Below are 26,077 nucleotides of genomic sequence, written 5' to 3' on the forward strand. Positions count from 1 at the left end.
ACGCCACCGGCCCTTTTCTTTTTCAGCGGAGAAACGGTCTCAGCGCGGGCGCGACAGCGCCTCGGGGCCAACCGCGTCGAAGGACCCGGCACCCAGCTGTCCCAGCGCGCGTTCAAGCTCCAGCCGCAGGATATCCAGCGCCCGCTCGGCGCCCTTGGCCCCGCCTGCGCCCACGCCGAAGGCCAGCGCCCGTCCCGTGAGGCAGAAGTCGGCGCCCAGCGCCTTGGCGCGCAGCAGGTCGGCGCCGCGGCGTATCCCGCTGTCGACCAGCACTGCCATGCGACCGGCCACCCGGTCCGCGATGGCCGGAAGCGCCTCGATCGTGGGCGGACCAAAGGCCACCTGCCGCCCGCCGTGGTTCGACACCACGACGCCGTCGCAGCCCAGCTCAGCGCATTTCGCGGCGTCTTCGGCGTGCAGGATGCCCTTCACCAGCAGCTTGCCCTTCCACCGCGCGCGCAGACGCTTCAGGTCCTCCCAGTCGAAACTGGGGGTGATCAGCGTTTTCTGAACGTCGGCATAGGATGTGGCCGCCTTCAGCAGGTCCGCGTAATTGGCGATGTTGGGCTTGCCATGCGCCGCGCTTTCCAGCGACCAGCGCGGGTTCATGGCCAGCTGCACCATGACTTCGGGCGTGAACTTGAACGGCACGGCCAGCTGGTTGCGAATATCCCGGTCGCGCTTGCCCGCGGCGGGCACGTCTGCCGTGACCATCATCACCGGGTAGCCGGCCGCCTCGGCCCGATCGACCAGACCGTCGGTCACGCCCTGGTCGGCCGAGACGTAAAGCTGGAACCAGCCGTTGCCGTCCGCGGCCTCGGCCAGACGCTCCAGCGTGGTCGAGGCGGCGGAACTGGCGACGTAGGGCATGTTCGCCCGCTTGCACAGCCGCGCGAGCGTCACGTCGGCCTCGGGCCAGAAGGCGTTCAACATCCCGATGGGCGCCATCCCGAACGGCAGGTCGAAATCCTGCCCCAGCACCCTGGCGCGCGTGTCGATCCGGCCCACGTCGGTCATGTAGCGCGGCGTCAGCTCGATCTCTTCGAAGGCTTCCGCGTTGCGCCGCATGTTCCGCTCGGACTCGGCCCCGCCATCCACGAGGTCGAAGGCGAAACGCGGGATCCGGCGCTTGGCCATGGCACGCAGGTCGTCGATCGAGGCGGCCCGGTCCAGTCGCATCAGATGGACCACCCGCCGTCGATGGCGAAGGCCTGCCCGGTGGTGAAGGCCGACATGTCGCCGGCGAGATAGCACACCATCTCGGCGATCTCGTCGGGCTGGCCCAGCCGGCCCATGGGCTGGCGCGCGGTGAAATCCCGGTGCGCCTTCTCGTAATCGCCGGTATCGGCCAGCCGCTGTTGCAGCGACGGGCTTTCGACCGTGCCGGGGCAGATCGCGTTGCAGCGGATGCCCTGCTTGACGAAATCGGCGGCGATGGACTTGGTCATGCCGATGATCGCGGCCTTGGACGACCCGTAGGCGAAGCGCGTCGGCGCGCCCTTCAGCGACGACACCACCGAGGCGATGTTGACGATCGAGCCCTGCCCCGCCTCGAGCATTCCCGGCAGAACGGCGCGGGTGATGCGATAGGTGGCCTTGGCGTTCAGTGCGAAGGACCGGTCCCAAGCGTCCTCGTCACAGTCGAGGATGCTGCCGGTATGCACCCAGCCCGCGCAGTTCACCAGCACGTGCACCGGCGCGATCTCGGCCACCAGCGCGGCGACCGCGTCGGCATCCATCACGTCCAGCTTGCGGGCGGTGATCCGGTCCGAGGTGGCGGCCAGGTCCTCGACCGCGGCACCGTCGATATCGGTGGCGATGACGCTCGCCCCGCGCGCGGCCAGCGCTTCGGCCGAGGCGCGGCCGATGCCCGCCCCCGCCGCCGTGACCAGAGCGGTCTTGCCTGTCAGTGTCTGATCCATCGAATAGCTCCTTCAGCGGGCCAGCCAGCCGCCATCCACCGTCACGACGCTGCCATGGCAGTAGGCGGCGGCGTCCGAGGCCAGGAAGACGGCGGCCCCGGCGATCTCGGACGGCTCGGCGAAGCGGCCCGCCGGGATCCGGTCGAGCAGCGCCTTCGAGCGGTCCGGGTCGTCGCGCAGGGCCTGGGTGTTGTCGGTGGCGGTATAACCGGGCGCGATGGCGTTCACGTTCACGCCCTTCCCCGCCCATTCGTTGCACAGCGCCCGGGTCAGCCCGACCACCGCGTGTTTGCTGGACGCGTAGCCCGGCACGAACAGCCCGCCCTGCGAGCTGAGCACCGAGGCCACGTTGACGATCTTGCCAGATCCCTGCGCCACCATGTGACGCCCCGCCGCCTGGCACAGCAGCCAGACGGAATCGAGGTTCACCGACAGCACCCGCCGCCAGTCTTCGAACGGCATGTCGGTCGATGCCTCGCGGTGGATGATGCCCGCGTTGTTCACCAGGATATCCAGCCCGCCCAGCGCGTCGGCGGCGAAGGATACGACCTCGTCCGCCTGCGCCTGGTCCATGCCGGCGAAATCGGCGCGCACGGCGGCGGCCTTCACCCCGTGCGCCCGGATCCTGTCGAGCGTCTCGTCCGGTTCGTGGCTGCGATAGGTCAGCGCCACGTCGGCGCCGGCGGCGGCAAGGCCGAGGGCAATGCCCTCGCCGATGCCGGTCGCCCCGCCGGTCACAAGTGCTTTTCGCCCGGTCAGATCGAAGGGGTTGGTCATAGGTCAGTACCTGTTTGCAATGGGCAGTTCCTCGGCCGGGAACAGGCTGATCACTTCGCATCCATCCTCGGTCACCACGACCTCTTCCTCGATGCGCGCGGCGGAATATCCGTCGGCGGCCGGGCAATAGGTTTCAAGCGCGAAGACCATGCCGGTCTGGATCTCCATGGGGTGATCCATGGACACCGCCCGGCTGATGATCGGCCGCTCGTGCAGCGCCAGCCCCAGGCCGTGCCCGAATTGCAGGCCGAAGGCCGCGTCCTCGTTGGGGAAACCCAGCGACTCGGCCGTGGGCCAGACCTCGGCCACCTTGTCGGTGGACACGCCCGGCTTGATCATCGCGATCGAGGCATCGATCCATTCCCGCGCCTTCACGTAGGCATCGTTCTGCGCCGGGGTGGCGCGGCCGATGTTGAAGGTCCGGTAATAGCAGGTCCGATAGCCCTGGTAGGATTGCAGGATGTCGAAGAACGCCTGGTCACCGGGGCGGAAATACCGGTCGGTGAAGTTGTGGGGGTGCGGATTGCACCGCTCGCCCGAGATGGCATTGATGGCCTCGACATCGTCGGAGCCCATCTCGTAGAGCATCTTGTTCGACAATGCGACGATGTCGTTCTCGCGCACGCCGGGTTTCAGTTCTTCGTAGATCATGTGGTACACGCCATCGACCATCGAGGCGGCCTGCGTCAACAGCTGGATCTCGTCCCAGTTCTTGATCTCGCGCGCGGCAAGCATGATCTGCTGGCCGTCGACCACGTTGATCCCCTCTTCCTTCAAAGCGTGGAACATCGCCGTTTCGGCATAGTCGACGCCCACCGGCATGTTCGCCATGCCCGCGTCCTTGATGAGCTGGGCGATCATCTTGGCGTATTTGCGCATGAGCCCGAACTCGGGCGGGATGGTGCCGCGCATGCCGACGACGCCCGCAAGGCAGTGGTCGGGTTCCAGCCAGTCCGAGTATTTCTGGTGGTGCACCGCGGCCGAGCCGAAGTCCCAGACATAGGGCGAGTCGTCGCCGGTCAGCAGGCAGAAGCGGCACATCTTGTCCCGTTCCCATTCGCCGATCTTGGTGGCGCTGACGTAGCGGATGTTGTTCACGTCGAACAGCAGCAGCGAGCCCGCGTTCGAGTTCTTGAGCGACTGGCGCGTGCGGGCCAGGCGATAGCGGCGCAGGCGGTCGTGGTCGATTCGGCGTTCGAAATCCACCGACATGTGACCCGAGGCGGGCAGCTTGCCCTCCCAGCGCCAGTTCGGCTCGAGATCCTGCGGCGTCAGCAAGTTGGGCATCAGGGCGCGTGACATGGTGTTCTCCTTCCGGGCGCGCATGGCAGCGGCGCCCATGATTTGTGGTGGGGGATCGGCGGGGGTGCGGCGTTACTTCGTGACCCAGCCGCCATCGACCGAGATCATCTGCCCGGTCATGTAGTCGCTGTCGTCGCTGGCCAGGAACGAGGCCATTCCGACGATATCCTTGGGATAGGACACGCGCTTGATGACCAGGTTGTTCTCGACGATGTCGTCATAGGCCTGGCCCGCGCGCTCCTTGAAGCCGATCTCGACCAGGTCCTTGTCCAGCTGCTCCCACAGCGGCGTAACGACGACGCCGGGGGCATAACCATTTACGGTGATGTTGTGCTCGGCCAGTCCCAGCGCGCCGCATTCGGTCAGCGCGAGACAGCCGTATTTCGACGTGCAGTACACGGTCACGTCCACCAGCGGCTTGCGCGACGCGATGCTGCCCACGTTGATCAGCTTGTAGGGGTGATCCTCCATGGGCCCCTGCGCGATCATCTGCTTGGCGGTTTCCTGCATGCCAAGCCACATGGCCTTGGTGTTCACGTTCATGATGAGGTCCCAATTGTCCTCGTCGATGTCCATGAAGAAGCGCGGCTTGTTCAGGCCGGCATTGAAGAGGCCCACGTTGATCGAGCCGAAGGCGTCGACCGTGGCCTTAACGGCGGCGGCGTTGTCCGCGCGCTTTGTGACGTCCATCTTCACCGCGATCGCCTTTCCATTGCCGGCGCTGTTGATCCGCTCGGCAACCTTTTGCGCTTCGGCCTCGTCCAGGTCGCCCAGCGTGACGTTCGCGCCCTGCGCGGCAAAGCTTTCGGCGTTTGCGGCACCCATGCCGCGGGCAGCGCCGGTGATCAGGATGTTCTTACCTTTCAGGCGGTTGGGGTCCATGGTGTCTCCTCCTCGATGAGTCGTTGTTCAGCGTTTCAGCAAGTCGTCCGCGCGGGCCTGGGCCGCGCGCAGGGCGGCGCGCGGCGATTGCACCCCGCGCAGCATGTCGTGGAATTCCTCGCCGCAGATCTGGAAGATGCCGGAGATCTCGGGGACCGGCGGGCGCGGCCAGAATTGCAGCTCGTCGCGCCAGGACATCTCGTCCACCGCCTCGAAGATGGTGGAAAGGCGGCGCACCTCGGGGTCGGCCGCGACGGTGTAGCGGGGGTTGGTGCGGCTGCCATTCTGGACGTACAGCTTCTGCGCCTCGGGCGAGGTGAAGACGCACAGCGCCTCGGCCGCGGCGGCGATCCGTTCCCGCGGCAGGTTGGCAGGGATGCCCAGGGCGTAGCCGCCCACATGGGCGATGGGCCGCCCGCCCCGCACCGGCGGATGCGGAAGGTAGCCGGTCTGGCCGTGCGCGGGTGAGCTCGGATCGTTCTCGAAATACGGAGCAAGCAGGGTATAGCCATAGGCCATCGCCGCACGCCCCGCCGCGTAGGGGCGGATCCGCTCGTACCAGGACATCGACAGGATGTCGGGCGGCGAGTAGTCCAGCAGCTGCATCAGGAACTCGGCCGCGGCCAGGCCGGCCGGCGTGTCGATGGTGGCGCGGTAGTCGTGCCGCGCCAGCGACGCGGTGTCGAAGCCGCCCGCGATCTCGGGCATCGAGACGACGGGCTGGCCGAAATCGGCCATGGTCATCAGCACCGTGTGCCCCAGGGCCGTGCCCCGCGCCGCGTTCCACGCGATGCCGTACCGCCCTCGCTGGGGTTGGTGCAGCGTCCGCGCGGCGTCGAGCAGGTCGTCCGTCGTCTCGGGCGGGCGCAGCCCGGCCTCGGCGAAAAGGTCCCGCCGATAGAACAGAAGCTCGGGCGTGGTCTGCGCGGGCACGCCGTAGGCGGTGCCGCCCCAGTGCGTCGCGCTCCAGCCGGCGGTGTGGAAATCGGCCGGGTCCAGCCGCGCGATGTCGAAGGCCCGCTCCAGCGGCATCAGCACGCCCGCCTCGGCGAATTCACCCATCCACGGCAGGTCGACCGCGATGATGTCATAGCGGCTGGTGGGACGTGCGGCGTTGCGCAGCGCCTCGGCCCGCAGCCGGTCGATCGAGAAGGCGCGCTGTTTTATCGGGACGCCGATGGCCTGCTCGAACTGGCGCTTGAGATTGACCATCACCATGAAGGTCGGATCGCCATGCACCAGGACCCGCAGGCCCGACGCCAGCTTCAGCGGGTCGGTCCGCACCGGCAGCGGCGGGATCGAGCGGGCGGCGCTGTAGCTGCCGCCGAAGAAGTAATCCTTCGACTCGGCGCCCTGCCCGCCCCGACCGAACTGCTGTTCACACAGCCGGCGCACGCGGCCCGACATCTGCATCCATTGCGACAGGAGCCGGTCGCTGGGATGCATGGAAAAGCTCTTGCCGGTGGCGGTGCGCGGACGCTGCTCGATCAGGCCCGCCGCGATCATGTCCTTCAGCCGCCGGTTCGCCGTGGCGTAGGGCACGCGGCTGGCGCCGATGACCGAGGTGGGCGTGACCACCCGCGCTTCGAAATGGCCGCGCAGCAGGTGCAGCGCCATGCGAAAATGCGGCTCGGGCGTGACCATGTCGAAGCCGTCTTCGATCTCGTCGCTGAATTCCTCGAGAAACGTCAGAATGGACAAGGCATCGTCGGGCGCCGCGCGTGGCGCGACCTCGTCCTGCCTATGCCCAACCATCGAATTCATTGCAGACGTGCCTTCCTCCCCGCGGCGTGACGCCGCTGGCAAAACACCCCTCAATCTGGACATTTTGTCGCGCTTCACGTTCGCACCTCTTGAAATTGTCCAACCTGGAAGGGCGATCATACGCGCAATTAATCCATTCCGGATAATATTTTATCCACATTGGACATCTTTCCGGCATTCGGGTGGGAACCGATCTCTCATATTGATCACGATCATTCGGTGGTTCGAATGATGGCGGGTGGGACGAACCGGCCCGCTAAGAGGAATTGAACCAACATATCTTACGTTTCGGGAGGAACGAACATGAACCTTCGCAGCACCTTCGCCGCCACCACTGCGGCCACCGCGATGCTGGCCGGCGCCGCCTTCGCGGGCGAGCATGGCGGCACCATGCGCATCGGCATCACGCAGAACAACGTGGGCGTCGACAGCTACCAGACCACCTACGAGCAGGCCTTCATCGCCGCCGCCGAAGAGAACGAGAACGTCGAAACGGTCGTCCTGGACGCCGGCGGCGACGTGGCCCGCCAGATCGCCCAGATGGAAGACCTGATCCAGCAGGACGTCGACGCGATCATCATCTGGCCCACCAACGGCGAAGCCGTGATCCCCGCGGTGCGCAAGGCCGCGCAGGCCGATATCCCGGTGATCGTCACCAACTCGAACATCGCCGAGCAGGGCTTCGACTTCGTGGCCAGCTTCTCGGGCCCCGACAACATCACCCAGGGCGCACGCTCGGCCGAGATCATGTGCGACAAGTTCAAGGAAGAGGGCATCGAGGGCGAGGCCCGCGTCGTCCAGATCAGCGGCCAGCCCGGCTACACCACCGCCATCGAGCGCGCCAAGGGCTTCGAGGATCGTCTGCCCGAGGTCTGCCCGGACGTCACGCTGGTCGAGACCCAGCCCGGCGACTGGAACCGCGAGAAGTCGCAGCAGGTCATGGAAGCCTTCCTGGTCAAGTATGACGACATCGACGGCGTCTATGCCGGCGACGACAACATGGGCGTGGGCGCCCTGAACGCCGCCAAGGCCGCGGGCCGCGACGGGATCATCTTCGTCGGCGCCACCAACTTCGCCGTGGGTTACGAGGCCATGGCGGCGGGCGATTACTGGGGCTCGATCTACCAGTCGCCGGTCGATGACGCGGAAGCCGCGCTGCAGACGGCCATCGACATCCTGAACGGCGAGGAAGTGCCCTTCCTGAACTACTTCGACACGCCGAAGATCACCCAGGACAACATGGACGAGTTCTCGAAGCCCGTCTTCTAAGACTCCTCCCGACGGCGGGGCGCGCGTGACTGCGGTACGCGCGCCCCGCACCTTTCAGATTACGGTAGAAGACGAACCCGGGGGGAGACATGGGACGCGTCGAAGGACGGGTATGCATCGTGACCGGTGCCGCACGCGGTATCGGACGCGCCATCGGCGAAGCGCTGCTGGCCGAGGGTGCCAAGGTCTGTTTCGCAGACATCAACGGCGACCAGGCGGCCGAAGTGGCCGAGTGCAGTGCCCGGAACGCCCATGCCGACGCCGTGACCTCCGCCAGGGTGGACGTGACCGACCGCGAGGCGGTGCGCGCCATGATCGCCCACACGGTCGAAACATTCGGGCGGCTGGACGTGAAGTTCAACAACGCGGGCGTCAACAAGCCCATGAACTTCCTCGACGTGACCGACGACAACTGGAATTTCATCATGGGCGTCAATGGCCTGGGCTGCATGATCGGCATGCAGGAAGCCGCGCGCCAGATGATCGCGCAGGGCAAGGGCCCCGACGGCATCGCCGGCAAGATCATCAACACCGCCTCGATCGCGTCGCGGCAGGGCTTCGACAACGTGGCCCCCTACTGCGCGTCGAAATGGGCCGTCGTGTCGCTGACCCAGTCGGGCGCGCGCGGGCTGGCCGAGCACGCCATCCCCGTCACCGGCTTCGCCCCCGGCGTGGTGGCCACCGAGATGTGGGAAGAGGTCGACCGCGACCTTCTGGAAATCGGCGCATCACAACGCCCCGGCCAGGCGATGGAAGAGTTCTCGGCCGAGATCCTGAAGGGCCGCGTGGCCAAGCCGGACGACATCACCGGCACCACGACCTTCCTGGCCTCGAGGGACAGCGACTACATGACCGGCCAGATCGTCATGATCGACGGTGGCATGACCCTGGTTTGATTTCAGCGGACGGATCGCGGGCCGGACGGCCCAGCGCCCGAGGAGGAGCTATGGCGACACTTTCCAAGCAGAAGATCGGCAGCGTTCTGGCGAAACAGGGCATCCTGATCGCCTTTGCCGTGTTCATCGTGGCCTTCACACTGGCCAACAACAAGTTCCTCACCGTCGACAACGTCTTCTCGGTGGTGCCCGCCTCGGCCAAACAGGGGGTCATGGCGCTCGGCGTCACCTTCGTGGTGATCTCGGGCAACCTGGACCTGTCGGTCGGCTCGATGATGAGCTTCTCGACCATCGTGGTGCTGGATCTGCACGACAAGATCGGGCCGTTCCTGGCCATCCCGGCGATGTTCGCGATGACGCTGTGCCTCGGGGCCTTCATCGGGATACTTGTCGGGTATCTCAGGCTGAATTCACTGATCGTCACGTTGGGGATGCTCTCGGCGATCCATGGTCTGACGCTGACCTATTCGGGCGGCCAGAACATGGACATCGCCGACAAGGAAGGCACCTGGTTCAGCGTCTTCGGACAGGGCACTGCCCTGGGCATCCCGGTGCCGATCCTGATCTTTGCCCTGCTGGCCGCGGTGCTGGGGCTGATGCTGTCGCGCACGCCCTTCGGCCGCAAGGTCTATGCCGTGGGCGGCAATGGCACGGCCGCGACCTTCTCGGGCATCCGGCGCGCGCGCACGGTCTTCATGTGCTACATCCTGTCGGCCTTCTGCGTCGCCACCGCCGGATTGATCCAGGCCAGCCGCAGCCTGGGATCGCAGAACACCGTGGGACAGGGCCTCGAGCTCGAGGTGCTGGCCGCCGTGATCCTGGGCGGCGCGTCCCTGATGGGCGGCTCGGGCACGATCTTCAAGACCGTGATCGGGGTGCTGATCCTGGGCTTCATCCAGAACGGGCTGCTGCTGCTCGGCCTGCAATTCTACGTCCAATATGTCGTGACCTGGGTGATCATCATCCTGGCCGTCTGGCTCGACATTGCCGCCAAGCGTGGCCGGCTCTGGTCGCCCATCGCCTGAGGAAGGAGCAAGACCATGCAACCTGGTGCACTGTCCAAGGCGCTGAAGAACGGCGCGATCTGGGGCTTCATCGTGCTCGAGCTGATCTTCTTCTCGGTCGCGGGAGAGTTCATGTCGCTCAGCGACACGGCCTTCATGGACTGGGAGAACATGCTGCTGCTGCTCAAGCAGTCGGCTCCAATCGGTATCATCGCGATGGGCATGACCATCGTGATGGTGAACGGCAATATCGACCTGAGCGTCGGGGCCACCTTCGCCATCGCCGCGATCATCCTGCTCGACAGCATGACATGGCCGTTCATGGCCGCCATGGGCGACTGGGCCATCCCCTTCGCGTGGCTGTTCGCGCTGATCGTCGGCACCCTGCTGGGCGCGCTGAACGGTCTGCTGGTCTGGAAGACCGGCGTCGACGCTTTCATCGTCACGCTCGGGTCCATGCTGGGCTATCGCGGCATCGTCTTCATGTTCAACGGCGAGAACCCGACCAGCCACCTGAACTGGACCCTCGTGGACTTCGCCGAGGCCGAGTTCCTGGGCATCGCCACCGCGTCGTGGTTCCTGCTGGCCGCCACGGGGGCCATGTGGTTCCTGATGACCAAGACCGTCCACGGCCGCAACGCCTATGCCATCGGCGACAACCGCGAAGCGGCGGTGAACGCGGGCATCCGCGTCGGGCCGCACATGATGATCAATTTCGCGATCATCGGCTTCCTGGCGGCCCTGTCGGCGGTCGTCTTCTACTCGGAATCGGGGTCGGTGAACCCCAATGACGGCCAGCTCTACGAGTTGTGGGTCATCACCGCCGTCGTGCTGGGCGGCACCAAGATCACCGGCGGCGCGGGCAGCGTCATCGGCACCTTCGGCGGTGTCATCGCCATACAGCTTCTGCGCAAGGGGCTGGGCCATATCGGCGCCGATACGTCCACGGTGAACCTCGTGATCGGCCTGATCCTGATCGCCGTGCTGTTCCTCGACCGTCAGCTGAACGTGAAGGGCAAGGAGGCCTTGAAGGTATGACCGATACGAAACCGATCCTGCGGCTCGACGGCATCGTCAAGACGTTCCCCGGCGTTCGGGCGCTCGACGGCGTCTCCTTCGCCGTGATGCCCGGCGAGGTCCACGCCCTCATGGGCGAGAACGGCGCTGGGAAATCCACCCTGATGAAGGTGCTGGGCGGCATCCACCAGCCCGATGGCGGGGCGATCTACATGGGCGACGAGCAGGTCGTCATGTCCGGCCCGCTGGAAGCCAAGGCCAAGGGCATCGTCTTCATTCACCAGGAGCTGAGCCTGGCCGAAGAGCTGACAGTGGCCGAGAACATCTACCTGGGCGAGCTGCCGCGAAAAAGCTTCGGCCGGGTCGACTGGAAGACCCTGGCCGAAAAGACCAACGCGATCCTGAAGAAGCTGCGGGTGGGCTTCGACGCCCTGACCCGGGTGGGCGATTTGTCGATTGCCAACCAGCAGATGGTCGAGATCGCCCGCGCCCTGACCGTCGACGCCAAGGCCGTGATCTTCGACGAGCCCACCGCGTCGCTGACCGACGCCGAGAAGGTGGTGCTGTTCGACGTCATCAGCGACCTCAAGGCCGACGGCGTGGGCATCATCTATATCAGCCACCGGATGGAAGAGATCTTCAAGATCACCGACCGGATCAGCGTCCTGCGCGACGGCCAGTACCAGGGCACGGTCGCCACGCCCGAGACCGACGAGGAACGCGTCACCCAGATGATGATCGGCCGCAAGCTGGACCTGACGCGCAACGCGTTGCACCACGAACTGGGCGACGTCGCGCTCGAGGTGCGGGGCCTCAGCTGCGGCAAGCTCTACACCGATATCAGCTTCGAGGTGCGCCGTGGCGAGGTCGTGGGCTTCTACGGGCTGGTCGGCGCGGGCCGGACCGAGATTGCCGAGACGCTGTTCGGTCTGCGCGATCCCTCGGCCGGGCAGATCCTGCTCGACGGCGAAGAGGTCCGGCTGAACTCGCCCGTCGACGCCATCGCCCGCGGCATCAGCCTGGTCCCCGAGGACCGCAAGGGCCAGGGCCTGGTCCTGGGCATGAACTGCCGGGACAACATGACCCTGCCCCAGGTGGACGATTTGACCGCCGGTCCCTTCGTGGCCGAGGGCGCCGAGGTCGCCATCTTCGACCAGTATCGCGACCAGCTGGACATCCGCACGCCGGGCTGGCGGGCCCGGGTCGGAAACCTGTCGGGCGGCAACCAGCAGAAGATCGTCATCGGCAAGTGGCTGTCCATGCATCCCAGCCTGCTGATCGTGGACGAGCCCACGCGCGGCATTGATGTCGGAAGCAAGTCCGAGATCCACAAGCTGCTGCGCGGCCTCGCGGCCAAGGGCTATGCCGTCATGGTCATCAGCTCGGAAATGCCCGAGGTGCTGCACGTCTCGGACCGGATCGTGGCCATGTATTCCGGCCGCATCATGCGGACCTTCACCTCGGACGAGGTGACCGAGGACAGCCTGATCCAGGCGATCTCGGGCCTGGGCGGTGACGGCAAGGCCGCCTGAACCCCTGCCCCACACCCAGCCGCGTGCGCGGGCGCCCTGCCCGCGCCGCCCCTTTGACCTGCAACCTGCGAGGACAGCATGAAACTGCTCCGCCATGGCGCGCCCGGCGCCGAGAAACCGGGCCTACTCGACGCCGACGGCCGCGTGCGTGACCTGAGCGGCGTGGTCCCCGATATCGCGGGCGAAACCCTGCACCCCGAAGGCCTGGCCAGGCTGGCCGCACTGGATCCGTCCGACCTGCCGCTGGTCGACGGCACGCCGCAGGAAGGTCTGCGCCTTGGCCCCTGCGTGGGCGGCATCGGCAAGTTCATCTGCATCGGCCTGAACTACGCCGACCACGCCGAGGAAGCCGGCATGCCGATCCCGGCCGAGCCCATCATTTTCAACAAGTGGACCTCGGCCATCCAGGGGCCGGACGACCCCATCCAGATCCCCAGGGGATCGACCAAGACCGACTGGGAGGTCGAGCTGGGCGTCGTGATCGGCAAGCCGGGCGCCTATATCGACAAGGCGGACGCCATGGATCACGTGGCGGGCTTTTGCGTCATCAACGACGTGTCCGAGCGGGAATACCAGCTCGAACTGGGCGGCAGCTGGGACAAGGGCAAGGGTTGCGATACCTTCGGCCCCATCGGACCGTGGCTGGTCACCCGCGACGAGGTCGGCGACGTGAACGCGCTGGACATGTGGCTGGACGTGGATGGCGAGCGGATGCAGGCGGGCAGCACCTCGACCCTCATCTTCGACGTGCCACACCTGGTATCCTATTGCAGCCGCTTCATGAGCCTGCAGGCGGGCGACGTGATTTCGACCGGGACGCCGCCGGGCGTGGGGATGGGCTTCAAGCCGCCGCGTTTCCTGTCGGGCGGCGAGACCATCACCCTGGGCATCGCCGGGCTGGGCCAGCAGACCGCGAAAGTGCTTCCGGCACAGTGACCGCTGCGTCGGGGCCTGGAAACCGCCACGGCCCCGCCGATTGCGACCATCGGACACGGTGTCCAGCGCAGGAAACTTGGCGCCCACGCTGGAAGCTCTCAGTTTGAGCGATACCTATTATTGACGGAACGGCAATTTCGGCCGGTCCGGATGGTCGAGGAGCCACCCCGGTTTCGCGGCAAGGCCCGCCATACCAGCGTTTCCCCCACCCGACAGGCGCGGGTGGCGGGCCGCCAAGGCAGCTAGGCTCGCTCCAACACCAGCGGAAGCCACTCCAATCCCCGCACCGATAGCCCCGGCTTGAAGCGCAGGGGTTCCCCGGTCAGCCCGATCCGGCGGTATCTGCGGTGCAGCGCTGTGAAGACCAGCTCCATGCTCATCCGCGCAAGGTGGTTGCCGAGGCAGAAATGCGCGCCGCCCCCGAACGCCACGTGCCGCGCCCGGGGCCGGTGGATGTCGAAGATGTCGGGCCGGTCGAACCGGTCGGGGTCGCGATTGGCCGCGCCGTAAAGCAGGCCGAACCGCGTGCCCGCCGGGAAATCCCGCCCGCCGACGGTGCAATCGGCGGTGGCGAAGCGGTGGAAATAGGGCAGCGGCGGATCGAAGCGGAACATCTCGTCGATCGCGGGGCGCAGCAGGCCCGGGTCGGCGCGCAGGTCGGCATCGGCCTGCGGAGAGTGCAGCAGCGCCAGCAGCCCGGTCCCCAGCACATCGATGGTCGAGCCATGGCCCGCCATGAGGATCAGCATGACCGTCGCGATCAGCTCGTCCCGGCTAAGGTCGCCCGCGCCGTGACGCGCCAGCAGCCCGGTCAGCAGGTCGTCCTCGGGCACCGACGCGCGGCGATCCAGCAGGTCGACAAGGTAGTCGTGGAAGGCGCGGGTGGCGTGCTCGGCGCGGGCCTTGTCGGCGTCGTCGCGCCCCGGATCGAAGAAGCGCACGACCTCCTCGGACCAGAACCGCAGGCGCGGACTATCCGCGTCCGGAACGCCCAGCAGCCGTCCGATCACCACGCCAGGGACATGGGCGGCCACGTCCTCGATGAAGTCGATCCGCGACTGTCCCGCGACCGTTTCCAGCAAGCCCTCCACATGCGCGGCGATGGCCGGGCGCAGGCGGTCGACCGCCTTGGGCGTGAAGGCCCGGGCCACCACGGCGCGCAGGCGGTCATGCTCGGCCCCGTCCGATTCCAGCAGGTTGGTCTGCACGAAGCGCTGGTGATAGGGCATGTCGTGCCAGTTCATCCGGCGCCGCCGCGCCTCGGCCTCCTCGGGGGAGGCGCCGTCCTCCAGCGCGCGCACCATGGAACGGTCCAGCACCACCCGCTCGACATCCGCGATGCGCGTCAGCATCCATGTGTCGGTCTCGGCGTGGAACCACGGCCCGTGCGCGCGCATCCTGGCATAGACGGCGTAGGGGTCGGCGGCGAATTCCGGCGTGTGGGGATCGAGGACGATCTCGGTCACGGGCGGGGGGCTCCTGTCATGGGACCGGGTGCGACCCTGCCCCGCGCGGGCGCGAAGGTGGGCACGGCCAAGCGGCGGTCATTCTGCAGCAGCTAGCGCGGCGCCATCCGGATCGCGCCGTCCAGCCGGATGACCTCGCCATTCAGCATCGGGTTCTCGACGATATGGCCCACCATGGCCGCGAATTCGCCCGGGTCGCCCAGGCGCGACGGGAACGGCACCTGCGCGCCCAGCGATTGCTGCACCTCGTCGGGCAAGCCTTGCAGCAGCGGCGTCAGGAACAGGCCCGGCGCGATGGTGCAGACGCGGATGCCCTTGTCGGCCAGGTCGCGCGCCATGGGCAGGGTCATGCCCGCGATGCCGCCCTTGGATGCCGCATAAGCCACCTGCCCCACCTGTCCGTCGAAGGCCGCCACCGAGGCGGTGTTCACGATGACCCCGCGCGCATTGTCGAGCCCCACCGGATCCAGCGCGGCCATGCGGGCGGCGGCCTGGCTGGCGGCGTGGAAGCTGCCCAGCAGGTTCACCCGCACCACCTTGTCGAAAAGCGTCGGGTCATGGGGCTGGCCCCGCGACACGGTCTTGGCCGCCGGGCCGATCCCCGCACAATTGACCAGCACCCGCGGCGCGCCCAGCTGCCCGACCACATCATCCATCGCGGCGGCCACGCTGTCGGGGTCCGAGACATCGCAGGCGGCGTGGTGCCCGCCCACCCGTTCGGCCTGGGCCGCCGCCGCCTCGCCGTCGAGATCGAGGATCGCCACCTTCATCCCCCGGCCCGCCAGGTGCAACGCCGTCGCGGCGCCCAGCCCCGACGCGCCCCCGGTGACGATCGCCACCGATCCGGTCCAGACCTGCATTCTCTATCCTCCCTCATGTCCAGGTGCGGCGCGATGTTGCGCCTGCGGATCGGGCAGCGCCCGGGCGCTGCCCGTTTTGCCGTCGATCACGATCAAGTCGTCCAGCGCGGCGCCGATCAGCCGCCCGGCGTGTCCCGGCGCGCGCAGCAGGCCCGCGGGCCGCGATGTCGCCATGGCCAGAGCCTCGGACAAATCCGCGCCGCCCGCGCTCTGCATGACCGCGACCGCGCGCGCCATGTCCAGGTCGGCCCCCGCCAGCGTGCCGTCCTCCAGCCGCAGACAGCCATCGGCGCGCAGCACCCGGCGCGCGCCCAGCCGGAAATCGGTGGCATCGGTGCCCGCCGGCGCCATGGCGTCGGTGACCAGGAACAGGCCCCCCGGCGCCGCCTTGGCGGCGCGGGCGACCCGCAGGCTCGCGGGATGGACGTGGTGGCCGTCGGCGATGATCCCGGCCGAGACGCGCCCGTCATCGAGCGCCGCACCCACCAACCCCGGGGCGCGGTTGGCCATCTGGCTCATGGCGTTGAACAGATGCGTCACGCAGCGCGCGCCCGCGTCGATGGCCGCGCGGGCGCTCTCATAGGTGCAATCGCCATGGCCGAGCGAGACGAGGATTCCCGCCTGCGCCAGCCGCGCGATCCGGTCGGGCGCGACGGCATCGGGGGCCAGCGTCACCTTCAGGTTCGGCAGTCGCCGCGCGGCGTCCAGCAGCACCGCCTCGTCCGCGTCCTCCATGGGGCGGATCAGGCGCGGGTCATGGGCACCGTGGCGCGAGGGGTCCAGGTGCGGCCCCTCCAGGTGCAGGCCCAGCACGCCCGGAACCTGCGCCGCGATGGCCGCCGCCACGGCGTCGATGGCCGCGCGCGTGGCGGCGGGCGTGTCGGTGATGAGCGTCGGCAGCAGCGCGCGGGTGCCCATGGCGCGGTGCGCCGCCGCGATACGCCGGACATCTTCGACCGTCGCACCGGCCCCCAGCATCACGCCGCCGCCGCCATTGACCTGCAGATCGACGAAACCGGGCGACAGGACCCCCTCCAGCGCCAGGCGCGGCACATCCGGCGGAATCTCGGTCAGGGCAACCACGGCCTCGGGCCGCGCGTCGTCCACCAGCACCGCGGCGTCCGGGTGCAATCTCGTGCCATCGAAGATCGCGGCGGCGGTCAGGGCCAGCCGGCTCATCGCGCCTGCGCCATGGCCAGCGACAGCGCCCCGTCCAGCGCAGAACCGCGCGGTGGTGCCAGGACCGCACGCAGGTCGTCGGCCAACCAGCCTGTGTAGTGCGGCCCGACCCCACCCGCGAGGCACAGGACACCGCCGCGAGGGATGCCGAACGCCCGCACGGCGCGGTCGATATAGTCCGCCCCGCGCCGCATCAGGTCGCAGGCGATGTCATCCTGCGCCCCGGCGGCGGTCACGACCAGCGGTGCCAGCGCGGCGTAGTCGGCGGGCGTGGCGCGCGCGGCGAAGGCGACGATGCCGCCCGGGTCGCCCCCCATGCGGGTCATCAACTGCTCCCCCAGCTCCGAGCCAGGGCGCAGACCGTCATGCGCCAGCAGAGCCTCGGACAGGGCCGCCCGGCCAAGCCATGCGCCCGATGCCTGGTCCGACACCTGGAGGCCGTAGCCGCCGATGAACCGCGCCTTTCGCCCGTCCCACCGCGCCGCGATGGTGCCGGTGCCCAGCCCGATCAGCACGCCGCGCGTGTCGCCCAAGGCGCCCGCCACGAAGGTGCGGCGGTCGTCGCTAACCCGCGCGCGAAACGGCAGGTCGGCCGCGACCTGCCGGGCCATGGGCAGATCCATGATACCGGCGAGCCCCACATGGGCGGTGGTGCTGGCCAGAACGTCACGCTCCAGCCCAGCGGCGCTCACGGCCTGGTACACGGCATCGGCGGCGTGGAGCGTCGCGAGAACCAGGTCGGTGGTGGCGTTCGCGGGACCTGCATCGCCCCGCCCGAGCACGTGGCCCATCGCGTCGGCGATCACGGCGCGGCACCCCGATCCGCCGCCGTCGACCCCCACGAAATAGCTTGGCGTGTCGTCATCCATGACACGCTTCTAAGCCGGGCGCGCGGCCGCCGAAAGCCCCGGTCGCACACGCTCTGGCCCCGCGTGATCCCTGCGTCTAGGATCACGCCGACCATCGCCGCGAGGAAAGCCACCGCCATGCCAGCCCCCTGCATCATCTGCGTCGCGATCACCGGCAGCGTGCCGCAGAAATCCGACAATCCCGCCGTGCCGATCACGGTGACGGAGCAGATCGAGTCGACCCACGCCGCGTTCGAGGCGGGCGCCGCGATCTGCCACGCCCATGTGCGCGAGGATGACGGCACGCCGACCTCGGACCCCGACCGCTTCGCCGCGCTGAAGGAGGGGGTCGAGAAACATTGCCCCGGCATGATCGTGCAGCTTTCCACCGGCGGACGGTCCGGCGCGGGACAGGCGCGCGGCGGCATGCTGCCGCTGGCGCCCGACATGGCGTCGCTGTCGGTGGGATCGAACAATTTCCCCACCCGGGTCTACGAGAACCCGCCCGACCTTGTGGACTGGCTGGCGGCGGAAATGTTGAAGTATGACGTGAAGCCCGAGATCGAAGCCTTTGACCTGTCGCATATTTTTCAGGCGCAGAAGATGGCCGGCGACGGGCGCCTGGCCGACCCGCCCTACGTGCAGTTCGTCATGGGCGTGAAGAATGCCATGCCTGCGGACCGCGAGGTGTTCGATTTCTACGTCGCCACCACGCGGCGCCTGTTCGGCCCCGAGGCGCCGTGGTGCGCGGCGGGCGTCGGGCGCAACCAGGCGGTGGTGAACGACTGGGCCATCGCCGCCGGGGGCCACGCGCGCACCGGGCTCGAAGACAATATCCGCCTGGATGCACAGACCCTGGCGCCATCGAACGCGGCCCTCGTCGCGCGCACCGCCGAGATCTGCGCGCGGCACGACCGGCCCGTCGCCACCCCGGCCGAGGCGCGCGCGATCCTGGGCCTGCGCCCCGCCTGAGCGGCCCCAAACCAGGAAATTGCCACGGATGCGTGGCCTTACCCCGCTTCGACCGCTACAACATCGGGTGCGGCAGGTCTTTGCCGCGCGCAATTTACCCGCGCAGGCGGTGCCCCGCGCCTACCCGGACCGGCCCCCGCGCGCACCAGAAGGAGGAGCCTCATGACCAGCGTTCTCGACCAGCTGCGCGAGATGACGACCGTCGTCGCCGATACCGGCGAGGTGGCGGCCGTCAAGAAATACAAGCCCGTCGACTGCACCACCAACCCGTCCCTGGTGCTGGCCGCGATCAACGACGAAGCGTCGGAAGACCTGATCGCGCGCGAGATCCAGACCGGCCGGACCAAGGGCATGTCGGCCGAGGAAATCACGGCCACCCTGACCGTGGCCGTGGGCGCCGAACTGACCAAGATCGTGCCCGGCCGCGTCTCGACCGAGGTGGATGCGCGGCTGTCCTTCGACACCGACGCCTCGGTCGCCCGCGCGCGCGAGATCATCGCCGACTACGAACACCGCGGGGTCGAGAAGGACCGCATCCTGATCAAGCTCGCCTCGACCTGGGAAGGTATCCGCGCGGCCGAGATCCTTCAGAAGGACGGCATCGACTGCAACCTGACACTGCTGTTCTCGATGGCGCAGGCCGTGGCCTGTGCCGACGCCAAGGCATTCCTGATCTCGCCTTTCGTGGGCCGCATCACGGACTGGTACAAAAAGGCCGAGGGCAAGGACAGCTACGCCCCCGACGAGGATCCCGGCGTGAAATCGGTGCGCGACATCTACGACTACTACAAGTCGAACGGGATCGAGACGGTCGTCATGGGCGCCTCGTTCCGCAACACCGACCAGATCAAGGCGCTGGCGGGCTGCGACAACCTGACGATCTCGCCCAAGCTGCTGGACGAGATGGCGAACGAGGACGCGCCGCTGGAACGCAAGCTGTCGCCCGACGCGGCCAGCGGCGTCGCGCCGATCAAGATGGACGAATCCACCTTCCGCTGGCGGATGAACGCCGATGCCATGGCGACCGAGAAGCTGGCCGAGGGTATCCGCAATTTCGACAAGGACCACCAGAAGCTGATCGAGCTGGTGGCCAGCAAGTAGACGACGACACCTGGACGACAGAAGGCCCGGCAGAGATGCCGGGCCTTTTTCGTTCGGGCGGTCGCCGAAAAGAAGAAGGGCGCGCACCCTGCGATGCGCGCCCCGAAGGTCTCTCAGATGGGAGAGATCACTGCTGCCAGGACTGGACCAGCTCGTCGTAGCCGACGGTCTTGGGCTCTTCGTCCTCGTTCTCGAGCGCGGGCTTCGGCGCGCCCGGCTGTTCGAGCCAGTACTCCGGATCCCGCTCTTCGTTCAGGACCGGGCCCAGTTCACCCTGGACGCCCGCCCGCTCGAGCCGGGACATCACGTCTTCCATGTCCGAGCACAGCGTATCCAGCGCCTCTTGCGTGGACTTCGCACCCGACATGGCGTCACCGATGTTCTGCCACCACAGCTGCGCGAGCTTGGGGTAGTCAGGCACGTTGGTGCCGGTGGGCGACCAGCGGACACGGGCCGGCGAGCGATAGAACTCGACCAGGCCGCCAAGGCCGTCCGCGCGCTCGGTGAAGTGGTCCGAGTTGATCGTCGACTCGCGGATGAAGGTCAGGCCGACATCGGACTTCTTGACGTCCACCGTCTTCGAAGTGACGAACTGCGCATAGAGCCACGCGGCCTTGGCGCGGTCGACCGGGGTGGAGTCGAGGATGGTCCACGAGCCCACGTCCTGATAGCCGACCTTCATGCCCTCTTCCCAGTAGACGCCGTGCGGCGACGGGGCCAGGCGCCATTTCGGCGTGCCGTCCTCGTTCATCACGGCCTCGGACTCCACCAGCGGCGGAACGAAGGTCGTGTACATGAACATCTGCTGGGCGATCTGACCCTGCGCCGGGACCGGACCGGCCTCGGAGAAGGTCATGCCGGCGGCGGCGGGGGGCGAGTACTTTTCCAGCCACTCGATCGCCTTGTCGACGGCATAGACCGCCGCGGGCGAGTTGGCCGCACCACCACGATCGACGCAAGCGCCGACGGGCTGGCTGTTCTCGTTCACGCGGATGCCCCATTCGTCGACGGGCAGACCGTTCGGCTCGCCGGTGTCGCCCATGCCGGCCATCGACATCCATGCGTCGGTGTAGCGCCAGCCAAGCGACGGGTCCTTCTTGCCGTAGTCCATGTTGCCGAAGACTTCGCCCTCGACGCCCATGTGGCTCAGGTCACGGCCGGTGAAGAACTCGGCGATGTCCTCGTAGGCCGCCCAGTTGACCGGAACGCCCAGTTCGTAGCCGAACTGCTCCTGGAAATCGGCCTTGTTCTTCTCGTCGTTGAACCAGTCGTAGCGGAACCAGTAGAGGTTCGCGAACTGCTGGTCGGGCAGCTGGTACAGGTTGCCATCGGGCCCGGTGGTGAATTGGGTGCCGATGAAATCGTCCAGGTCCAGCGTCGGCGAGGTGACGTCGGCCGCCTCGTTCGCCATCCAGTCGGTCAGGTTGCGCGCCTGGCCATAGCGCCAGTGGGTGCCGATCAGGTCGCTGTCGTTGACGAAGGCGTCATAGACGTTCTGGCCCGACTGCATCTGCACCTGCAGACGCTCGACCACGTCGCCCTCGCCGATCAGGTCGTGGGTGACGTTGATGCCGGTGATGGCGGTGAAGGCCGGGGCCAGCACCTGGCTTTCATACTCGTGCGTGGTGATGGTTTCCGACACCACGTTGATGTCCATGCCCTGGAACGCCTCGGCGGCGTCCACGAAGAACTGCATCTCGGCTTCCTGTTCCTCGCGGCTGAGCGTGCTCATGCCGTTGATCTCGTTGTCGAGGAACCCCATCGCCTCTTCCATGCCCGCGATGGCGGGGGTGGAAAGCAGCCCCAGCGCCATCGCCAAGGCGGTGGTCGATCTGAGTGAACGGTTCATTTCATCCTCCCTTTCGGATTTTATCGTTCTTTCGGTGGTAACGCGTCACGCGTAGCGGAAGATGCCGCCCGCGATGACAAGACTGACGACAAGCGCCAGGTACTGGGGCCCGATTTCCAGGCCCAGCCATGCGAGGTTCAGGAAACCCGCAATCAGAAGCGAGATGAACAACCTGTCCCCCCGCGTAGTCTCGATCCCCAGAATGCCGCGCTTGGGCGTCTCGGGGAAACGGATGGCCAGGATCGAGAAGGCGATCAGGATGCCCGCCACGACCCAGAAGAACGTCGCCGTGGGGAACACCCAGGCCATCCAGCCGCCGGGATTGAGCGACTCGGTCCACAGGATCTCGCCCTCGTCGCGGGGGATCTGGAAGAAGACGTAGATCCCCACCAGCACCCACGGCACGATCATGGCCGCGAAGGCGATGTTCTGCTTGCGCGTCAGGTCGGATTTGGCTGTTTCGCTCATGCCAGGCCTCGCCGGATCTGAATGTTTCGGGTCCGCGCGCTCATCACACCCGTCCCAGGGCAAAGCCCTTGGCGATGTAGTTGCGCACGAAGAAGATCACCAAGGCGCCGGGCACGATGGTCAGCGCGCCTGCCGCCGCCAGCACGCCCCAGTCGACGCCCGCGGCCCCCACGGTGCGGGTCATCGTGGCGGCGATGGGCTTCGCATCGACCGAGGTCAGCGTGCGGCTGAGCAGCAGCTCGACCCAGCTGAACATGAAGCAGAAGAAGGCGGTCACGCCGATGCCGGACGCGATCAGCGGCATGAAGATCTTCACGAAGAAGCCGCCGAAGGAATAGCCGTCGATATAGGCGGTCTCGTCGATCTCCTTGGGTACGCCGCGCATGAACCCTTCGAGAATCCAGACCGCCAGCGGCACGTTGAACAGGCAGTGCGCCAGCGCCACGGCGATATGGGTATCGAACAGTCCGACCGAGCTGTAGAGCTGGAAGAACGGCAGCGCGAAGACCGCGGGCGGCGCCATGCGGTTGGTGAGCAGCCAGAAAAACAGGTGCTTGTCGCCCATGAAGTTGTAGCGCGAGAAGGCATAGGCCGCCGGCAGCGCCACGGTGATCGAGATCACCGTGTTCATCACCACGTAGATCAGCGAATTGACGTAGCCCATGTACCAGGTCGGGTCCGTCAGGATCGTCTCGTAATTGGCCAGCGTCAGGTTCTGCGGCCAGAGCGAGAAGCCGCCGAGGATCTCGGAATTGGTCTTCAGGCTCATGTTCAGCAGCCAGTAGATCGGCAGCATCAGGAACAGCAGATACAGCACGAGAACGACGGTCGATCCGTTCAGCCGCGACGACGACTTGGCCTTCGCGTTGGCGTCCCGCGCGGTCACGTCGCCGGGCAGGTGGTCGGCGGCCCCGGGGGCGGTGGCGGTCTGATCGCTCATTTCCCGTCCTCCTTATCCAGGTTCGTCATGACGATGTAGAACACGTAGGAGATCACCATGATCACCAGGAAATACATCAGGCTGAAGGCGGCGGCGGGGCCCAGGTCGAACTGTCCCAGCGCCATCTTCACCAGGTCGATGGACAGGAACGTGGTCGAGTTGCCCGGACCTCCGCCTGTCAGAACAAAGGGTTCCGTGTAGATCTTGAAGCTGTCCATGAAGCGCAGCAGGATCGCGATGGTCAGCACGCCGCGCATCTTCGGAAGCTCGATATAGCGGAACACGGCCCAGCGGCTCGCCTGGTCGATCCGCGCCGCCTGGTAGTACGCGTCGGGGATGGATTGCAGGCCGGCATAGGCCAGCAGCGCCACCAGCGACGTCCAGTGCCACACGTCCATGGCGATGACCGTCACCCACGCGGCATAGAACCCTTGGGTATAATTATAGTCGATCCCGAGGCTGTCGAGCGTATAGCCCAGCAGGCCGATATCGCTGCGCCCGAAGATCTGCCAGATGGTGCCGACCACGTTCCACGGGATCAGCAGCGGCAGCGACATCAGCACCAGCACGACCGAGGCCCAGACGCCCTTCTTGGGCATGTTCAGCGCCACGAAGACGCCCAGCGGCACCTCGATGGCCAGGATGATCCCCGAGAAGGCCAGCTGGCGCCACAGGGCGTCCCACATCCGCTCGGATTCGAGCTGGGTCTTGAACCACTCGAGACCGGCCCAGAAGAACTGGTTGTTCCCGAACGTGTCCTGCACCGAGTAGTTGACCACGGTCATCAGCGGGATGACGGCCGAGAAGGCCACCAGCACCAGCACCGGCAGAACGAGGAACCACGCGCGTTGATTGTCTGTCTTCATCAGGCGGCGTCCTTGGTGTTTTGTTCAAGCGGCGGCTCGCCATCCGCGGGCGGCACGCGCCAGTCGTTCTCGTAGACGTTCACGCCGCCCTCGACGAATTGCACGTGGGTGCCGCCCGACGGGATCTGGGCGCCCTCGCCCGCGACGGCGGCCACTTCCTGCCCGCCCAGGTCCAGCCGGACGATCTTGTGGCGGCCCACGTCCTCGACGCGCTTGACCCTGGCCGGAAGACCGTGATCGCCCAGGCGGATATTCTCGGGGCGCACGCCGATCTTGGTGCTGCCGCCGTTCAGCTTGTAACCCGTCTTGAGGTCGAACCGCGTGCCGGCGATCTGCGCCTTGCTGCCGTCGATGCGCGCGTCGAAGACGTTCATGCCGGGCGAGCCGATGAAGTAGCCCACGAAGGTGTGCGCCGGACGCTCGAACAGCTCGACCGGGGTGCCCATCTGCACCACGCGGCCGTCATACATGACCACGACCTTGTCGGCGAAGGTCAGCGCCTCGGTCTGGTCGTGGGTGACGTAGATCATGGTGTGGCCGAAATCGCGGTGCAGCTTCTTCAGCTGAGTCCGAAGCTCCCACTTCATGTGGGGGTCGATGACGGTCAGCGGCTCGTCGAACAGAAGGGCGTTCACGTCGTCGCGCACCATCCCCCGGCCCAGGCTGATCTTCTGCTTGGCGTCCGCGGTCAGGCCGGCGGCGCGGCGGTCCAGCACGTCGGTCATGCCGATCATGTCGCCCACGCGGCTGACCCGATCCTGCACCTCGGACGCGGGAAGGCCGCGGTTTCGCAGGGGGAAAGCCAGGTTCTCGCGCACGGTCATGGTGTCGTAGACCACCGGGAACTGGAACACCTGCGCGATGTTGCGGTCGGCGGTGGGCAGGTCGGTCACGTCCTTGCCGTCGAACAGCACGCGGCCGTGGCTGGGGATCAGCAGCCCCGAGATGATGTTCAGAAGCGTCGACTTGCCGCAGCCCGACGGGCCCAGCAGGGCGTAGGCCTCGCCATCGTTCCAGTCGTGGTTCAGCTCCTGCAGCGCGAAATCCTCGGGCGATTGCGGCTCGTCCAGGTAGGTATGCGCCAGCGATTGCAAGGTGATCTTGGCCATCACGCGGCCTCCGAATAGGGGGCCGGCCGCACCAGGGCGCCCGACGTGTCGAACAGGTAGATGTGGCGCGGATGCAGGTGCACGGTGACCTTCTGGCCCGGCTCGAGCGTGTGCACGCCGTGCACCAGCCCCACCCAGTTGGCGCCGTGATGCTCCATGTGCAGGAACGTCTCGGAGCCGGTGATCTCGGTCACGCTGAGCGTGGCGTCGAAATCCATGCTGCCCTCGGAGCCGTGCAATTCCAGGTGGTTGGGGCGGAAACCAGCGGTGTAGGTGCCGTCGGCCACGTCTCCGCCCAGAACGCTGGCGGGCCGCTCGGTCCCGTCGCCCAGCTTGAGCGTGTCGCCCGTCTTCTCGATCTCGAGGAAGTTCATCGGCGGGTCCGAGAAGACGCGCGCGGTGGTGGTGTCGGCGGGGCGGCGATAGACCCGTGGCGTGGGGCCGAACTGGGTCACCTTTCCCTGCCACAGCGTCGCGCAATTGCCGCCGAGAAGCAGCGCCTCCTCCGGCTCGGTCGTGGCATAGACGAAGATGCTGCCCGACGCCTCGAAGATGCGCGGGATCTCGGCGCGCAGTTCCTCGCGCAGCTTGTAGTCGAGGTTCGCCAGCGGTTCGTCCAGCAGGACAAGACCCGCGTTCTTCACCAGCGCGCGCGCCAGCGCGCAGCGCTGCTGCTGTCCGCCCGAAAGCTCCAGCGGCCTGCGCTCGAGCTGGGGGGTCAGCTGCATGAGCTCCGCGGTCTCGCGCACGCGGCTGTCGATGGTGTCCTTGTCCAGCCCGCTCAGCCGCATGGGCGAGGCGATGTTGTCGTACACGCTCATGGTCGGGTAGTTGATGAACTGCTGGTAGACCATCGCGACCTTCCGGTCCTGCACACGCTCGTCCGTGACATCCTTGCCCTGCCAGTGCACGCGCCCCTGCGTGGGCTTGTCGAGACCGGCCATCAGTCGCATCAGCGACGTCTTGCCCGCCGAGGTCGGCCCCAGGAGCACGTTCATCGTCCCGGGCTCGAGCGTCAGGTCGGTGGGGTAGATATGGGTCTTGCCCCCGACGACCTTGGACACGTTTTCAAGCTGCAGCGTCATCCGCTTCCGTCCCCCCCTGGTGCTGCGTTGGCC

General features: G+C 67.1%; 24 protein-coding genes. 8 read left to right on the forward strand and 16 right to left on the reverse strand.

Going from position 1 to position 26,077, the window contains the following annotated elements; genetic code table 11:
• Window positions 1-39 precede the first annotated feature (39 nt).
• The 6 genes from BUB76_RS15385 to BUB76_RS15410 form a co-directional block, all read right to left on the reverse strand.
• Window positions 40-1,191, reverse strand: coding sequence for an alpha-hydroxy acid oxidase (locus BUB76_RS15385; protein ID WP_073129690.1), 1,152 nt, complete (start codon window positions 1,189-1,191; stop codon window positions 40-42).
• Window positions 1,179-1,922: an SDR family oxidoreductase gene (locus tag BUB76_RS15390; protein ID WP_073129693.1), complete on the reverse strand. Its 744-nt coding sequence runs from the start codon at window positions 1,920-1,922 to the stop codon at window positions 1,179-1,181. Before BUB76_RS15390 ends, BUB76_RS15385 begins: the two co-directional genes overlap by 13 nt.
• Before the next feature lie 12 nt (window positions 1,923-1,934).
• Entirely contained in the window at window positions 1,935-2,699 is a 765-nt protein-coding gene (locus tag BUB76_RS15395) for a glucose 1-dehydrogenase (protein WP_073129695.1), read from the reverse strand.
• Window positions 2,700-2,702: 3 nt separating this feature from the next.
• Window positions 2,703-4,001 (reverse strand): M24 family metallopeptidase, encoded by a 1,299-nt coding sequence (locus BUB76_RS15400; protein ID WP_073129698.1) that lies wholly within the window; start codon window positions 3,999-4,001, stop codon window positions 2,703-2,705.
• Between the two features lie 72 nt (window positions 4,002-4,073).
• Window positions 4,074-4,883 (reverse strand): SDR family NAD(P)-dependent oxidoreductase, encoded by an 810-nt coding sequence (locus BUB76_RS15405; protein WP_073129701.1) that lies wholly within the window; start codon window positions 4,881-4,883, stop codon window positions 4,074-4,076.
• A gap of 27 nt (window positions 4,884-4,910) precedes the next feature.
• On the reverse strand, window positions 4,911-6,647 hold the full coding sequence (locus BUB76_RS15410) for an ABC transporter substrate-binding protein (RefSeq protein ID WP_073129703.1): 1,737 nt from the start codon (window positions 6,645-6,647) through the stop codon (window positions 4,911-4,913).
• Window positions 6,648-6,950: 303 nt separating this feature from the next.
• Between BUB76_RS15410 and BUB76_RS15415 the strand changes: the two genes are divergently transcribed.
• The 6 genes from BUB76_RS15415 (at window position 6,951) to BUB76_RS15440 (ending at window position 13,301) form a co-directional block, all read left to right on the forward strand.
• On the forward strand, window positions 6,951-7,916 hold the full coding sequence (locus BUB76_RS15415) for a sugar ABC transporter substrate-binding protein (protein WP_073129705.1): 966 nt from the start codon (window positions 6,951-6,953) through the stop codon (window positions 7,914-7,916).
• A gap of 89 nt (window positions 7,917-8,005) precedes the next feature.
• Complete coding sequence (locus BUB76_RS15420) at window positions 8,006-8,812, forward strand: SDR family NAD(P)-dependent oxidoreductase (protein WP_073129708.1); 807 nt, start codon at window positions 8,006-8,008, stop codon at window positions 8,810-8,812.
• 50 nt (window positions 8,813-8,862) lie between these two features.
• On the forward strand, window positions 8,863-9,837 hold the full coding sequence (locus BUB76_RS15425; RefSeq protein ID WP_073129710.1) for an ABC transporter permease: 975 nt from the start codon (window positions 8,863-8,865) through the stop codon (window positions 9,835-9,837).
• A gap of 15 nt (window positions 9,838-9,852) precedes the next feature.
• Window positions 9,853-10,854: an ABC transporter permease gene (locus tag BUB76_RS15430; RefSeq protein ID WP_073129712.1), complete on the forward strand. Its 1,002-nt coding sequence runs from the start codon at window positions 9,853-9,855 to the stop codon at window positions 10,852-10,854.
• Window positions 10,851-12,365, forward strand: a complete 1,515-nt coding sequence (locus BUB76_RS15435) for a sugar ABC transporter ATP-binding protein (protein ID WP_073129714.1) — start codon at window positions 10,851-10,853, stop codon at window positions 12,363-12,365. The genes BUB76_RS15430 and BUB76_RS15435 overlap by 4 nt, the downstream gene beginning before the upstream one ends.
• 78 nt (window positions 12,366-12,443) lie before the next feature.
• Entirely contained in the window at window positions 12,444-13,301 is an 858-nt protein-coding gene (locus tag BUB76_RS15440) for a fumarylacetoacetate hydrolase family protein (protein ID WP_073129716.1), read from the forward strand.
• 242 nt (window positions 13,302-13,543) lie between these two features.
• Here BUB76_RS15440 and BUB76_RS15445 read toward each other — a convergent pair whose 3' ends face one another.
• From BUB76_RS15445 to BUB76_RS15460, 4 genes are all read right to left on the reverse strand, one after another.
• Window positions 13,544-14,767, reverse strand: a complete 1,224-nt coding sequence (locus tag BUB76_RS15445; protein ID WP_073129719.1) for a cytochrome P450 — start codon at window positions 14,765-14,767, stop codon at window positions 13,544-13,546.
• A gap of 92 nt (window positions 14,768-14,859) precedes the next feature.
• Entirely contained in the window at window positions 14,860-15,627 is a 768-nt protein-coding gene (locus BUB76_RS15450; RefSeq protein WP_073129721.1) for an SDR family NAD(P)-dependent oxidoreductase, read from the reverse strand.
• A 3-nt stretch (window positions 15,628-15,630) separates the two neighbouring features.
• The gene (gene nagA / locus BUB76_RS15455) at window positions 15,631-16,806 is read right to left on the reverse strand and encodes an N-acetylglucosamine-6-phosphate deacetylase (RefSeq protein WP_073129724.1); all 1,176 of its coding nucleotides are present in this window, start codon (window positions 16,804-16,806) and stop codon (window positions 15,631-15,633) included.
• Window positions 16,803-17,675, reverse strand: coding sequence for a glucosamine kinase nucleotide-binding domain-containing protein (locus BUB76_RS15460; RefSeq protein ID WP_073129726.1), 873 nt, complete (start codon window positions 17,673-17,675; stop codon window positions 16,803-16,805). The genes nagA and BUB76_RS15460 overlap by 4 nt, the downstream gene beginning before the upstream one ends.
• A gap of 117 nt (window positions 17,676-17,792) precedes the next feature.
• Between BUB76_RS15460 and BUB76_RS15465 the strand changes: the two genes are divergently transcribed.
• Complete coding sequence (locus tag BUB76_RS15465) at window positions 17,793-18,626, forward strand: 3-oxoadipate:acetyl-CoA acetyltransferase (RefSeq protein WP_073129728.1); 834 nt, start codon at window positions 17,793-17,795, stop codon at window positions 18,624-18,626.
• Window positions 18,627-18,788: 162 nt separating this feature from the next.
• On the forward strand, window positions 18,789-19,727 hold the full coding sequence (gene tal, locus BUB76_RS15470) for a transaldolase (protein ID WP_073129731.1): 939 nt from the start codon (window positions 18,789-18,791) through the stop codon (window positions 19,725-19,727).
• 127 nt (window positions 19,728-19,854) lie between these two features.
• Here the strand turns inward: tal and BUB76_RS15475 are convergent, their stop codons facing one another.
• Genes BUB76_RS15475 through BUB76_RS15500 form a run of 6 tightly spaced genes read right to left on the reverse strand, consistent with a single transcriptional unit; the run spans window position 19,855 to window position 26,044 of the window.
• Window positions 19,855-21,576 carry an ABC transporter substrate-binding protein gene (locus BUB76_RS15475; protein ID WP_073129733.1) on the reverse strand — a complete coding sequence of 574 codons (1,722 nt, stop codon included), beginning with the start codon at window positions 21,574-21,576 and terminating at the stop codon, window positions 19,855-19,857.
• 45 nt (window positions 21,577-21,621) lie between these two features.
• On the reverse strand, window positions 21,622-22,044 hold the full coding sequence (locus BUB76_RS15480) for a DUF2160 domain-containing protein (RefSeq protein ID WP_236737059.1): 423 nt from the start codon (window positions 22,042-22,044) through the stop codon (window positions 21,622-21,624).
• A 43-nt stretch (window positions 22,045-22,087) separates the two neighbouring features.
• Entirely contained in the window at window positions 22,088-22,984 is an 897-nt protein-coding gene (locus tag BUB76_RS15485) for a carbohydrate ABC transporter permease (RefSeq protein WP_073129736.1), read from the reverse strand.
• Window positions 22,981-23,853 (reverse strand): carbohydrate ABC transporter permease, encoded by an 873-nt coding sequence (locus tag BUB76_RS15490; RefSeq protein WP_073129738.1) that lies wholly within the window; start codon window positions 23,851-23,853, stop codon window positions 22,981-22,983. Before BUB76_RS15490 ends, BUB76_RS15485 begins: the two co-directional genes overlap by 4 nt.
• On the reverse strand, window positions 23,850-24,959 hold the full coding sequence (locus BUB76_RS15495) for an ABC transporter ATP-binding protein (RefSeq protein ID WP_073129741.1): 1,110 nt from the start codon (window positions 24,957-24,959) through the stop codon (window positions 23,850-23,852). Before BUB76_RS15495 ends, BUB76_RS15490 begins: the two co-directional genes overlap by 4 nt.
• Window positions 24,959-26,044 (reverse strand): ABC transporter ATP-binding protein, encoded by a 1,086-nt coding sequence (locus BUB76_RS15500; protein WP_073129743.1) that lies wholly within the window; start codon window positions 26,042-26,044, stop codon window positions 24,959-24,961. The genes BUB76_RS15495 and BUB76_RS15500 overlap by 1 nt, the downstream gene beginning before the upstream one ends.
• Between the last annotated feature and the right edge of the window lie 33 nt (window positions 26,045-26,077).

This window comes from Palleronia salina, assembly GCF_900141995.1.
Taxonomy (GTDB): Bacteria; Pseudomonadota; Alphaproteobacteria; order Rhodobacterales; family Rhodobacteraceae; genus Palleronia; species Palleronia salina.

Bases quoted from the DNA above. Each gene is read 5' to 3' on its own strand.
- BUB76_RS15485 (WP_073129736.1), bottom strand. From the start codon at position 22,984: ATGAGCGATCAGACCGCCACCGCCCCCGGGGCCGCCGACCACCTGCCC.
- BUB76_RS15390 (WP_073129693.1), bottom strand. From the start codon at position 1,922: ATGGATCAGACACTGACAGGCAAGACCGCTCTGGTCACGGCGGCGGGG.
- BUB76_RS15420 (WP_073129708.1), top strand. From the start codon at position 8,006: ATGGGACGCGTCGAAGGACGGGTATGCATCGTGACCGGTGCCGCACGC.
- nagA (WP_073129724.1), bottom strand. From the start codon at position 16,806: ATGAGCCGGCTGGCCCTGACCGCCGCCGCGATCTTCGATGGCACGAGA.
- BUB76_RS15460 (WP_073129726.1), bottom strand. From the start codon at position 17,675: ATGGATGACGACACGCCAAGCTATTTCGTGGGGGTCGACGGCGGCGGA.
- BUB76_RS15440 (WP_073129716.1), top strand. From the start codon at position 12,444: ATGAAACTGCTCCGCCATGGCGCGCCCGGCGCCGAGAAACCGGGCCTA.
- BUB76_RS15500 (WP_073129743.1), bottom strand. From the start codon at position 26,044: ATGACGCTGCAGCTTGAAAACGTGTCCAAGGTCGTCGGGGGCAAGACC.
- tal (WP_073129731.1), top strand. From the start codon at position 18,789: ATGACCAGCGTTCTCGACCAGCTGCGCGAGATGACGACCGTCGTCGCC.
- BUB76_RS15395 (WP_073129695.1), bottom strand. From the start codon at position 2,699: ATGACCAACCCCTTCGATCTGACCGGGCGAAAAGCACTTGTGACCGGC.
- BUB76_RS15400 (WP_073129698.1), bottom strand. From the start codon at position 4,001: ATGTCACGCGCCCTGATGCCCAACTTGCTGACGCCGCAGGATCTCGAG.
- BUB76_RS15450 (WP_073129721.1), bottom strand. From the start codon at position 15,627: ATGCAGGTCTGGACCGGATCGGTGGCGATCGTCACCGGGGGCGCGTCG.
- BUB76_RS15475 (WP_073129733.1), bottom strand. From the start codon at position 21,576: ATGAACCGTTCACTCAGATCGACCACCGCCTTGGCGATGGCGCTGGGG.
- BUB76_RS15480 (WP_236737059.1), bottom strand. From the start codon at position 22,044: ATGAGCGAAACAGCCAAATCCGACCTGACGCGCAAGCAGAACATCGCC.
- BUB76_RS15495 (WP_073129741.1), bottom strand. From the start codon at position 24,959: ATGGCCAAGATCACCTTGCAATCGCTGGCGCATACCTACCTGGACGAG.
- BUB76_RS15435 (WP_073129714.1), top strand. From the start codon at position 10,851: ATGACCGATACGAAACCGATCCTGCGGCTCGACGGCATCGTCAAGACG.
- BUB76_RS15430 (WP_073129712.1), top strand. From the start codon at position 9,853: ATGCAACCTGGTGCACTGTCCAAGGCGCTGAAGAACGGCGCGATCTGG.
- BUB76_RS15425 (WP_073129710.1), top strand. From the start codon at position 8,863: ATGGCGACACTTTCCAAGCAGAAGATCGGCAGCGTTCTGGCGAAACAG.
- BUB76_RS15465 (WP_073129728.1), top strand. From the start codon at position 17,793: ATGCCAGCCCCCTGCATCATCTGCGTCGCGATCACCGGCAGCGTGCCG.
- BUB76_RS15410 (WP_073129703.1), bottom strand. From the start codon at position 6,647: ATGAATTCGATGGTTGGGCATAGGCAGGACGAGGTCGCGCCACGCGCG.
- BUB76_RS15405 (WP_073129701.1), bottom strand. From the start codon at position 4,883: ATGGACCCCAACCGCCTGAAAGGTAAGAACATCCTGATCACCGGCGCT.
- BUB76_RS15415 (WP_073129705.1), top strand. From the start codon at position 6,951: ATGAACCTTCGCAGCACCTTCGCCGCCACCACTGCGGCCACCGCGATG.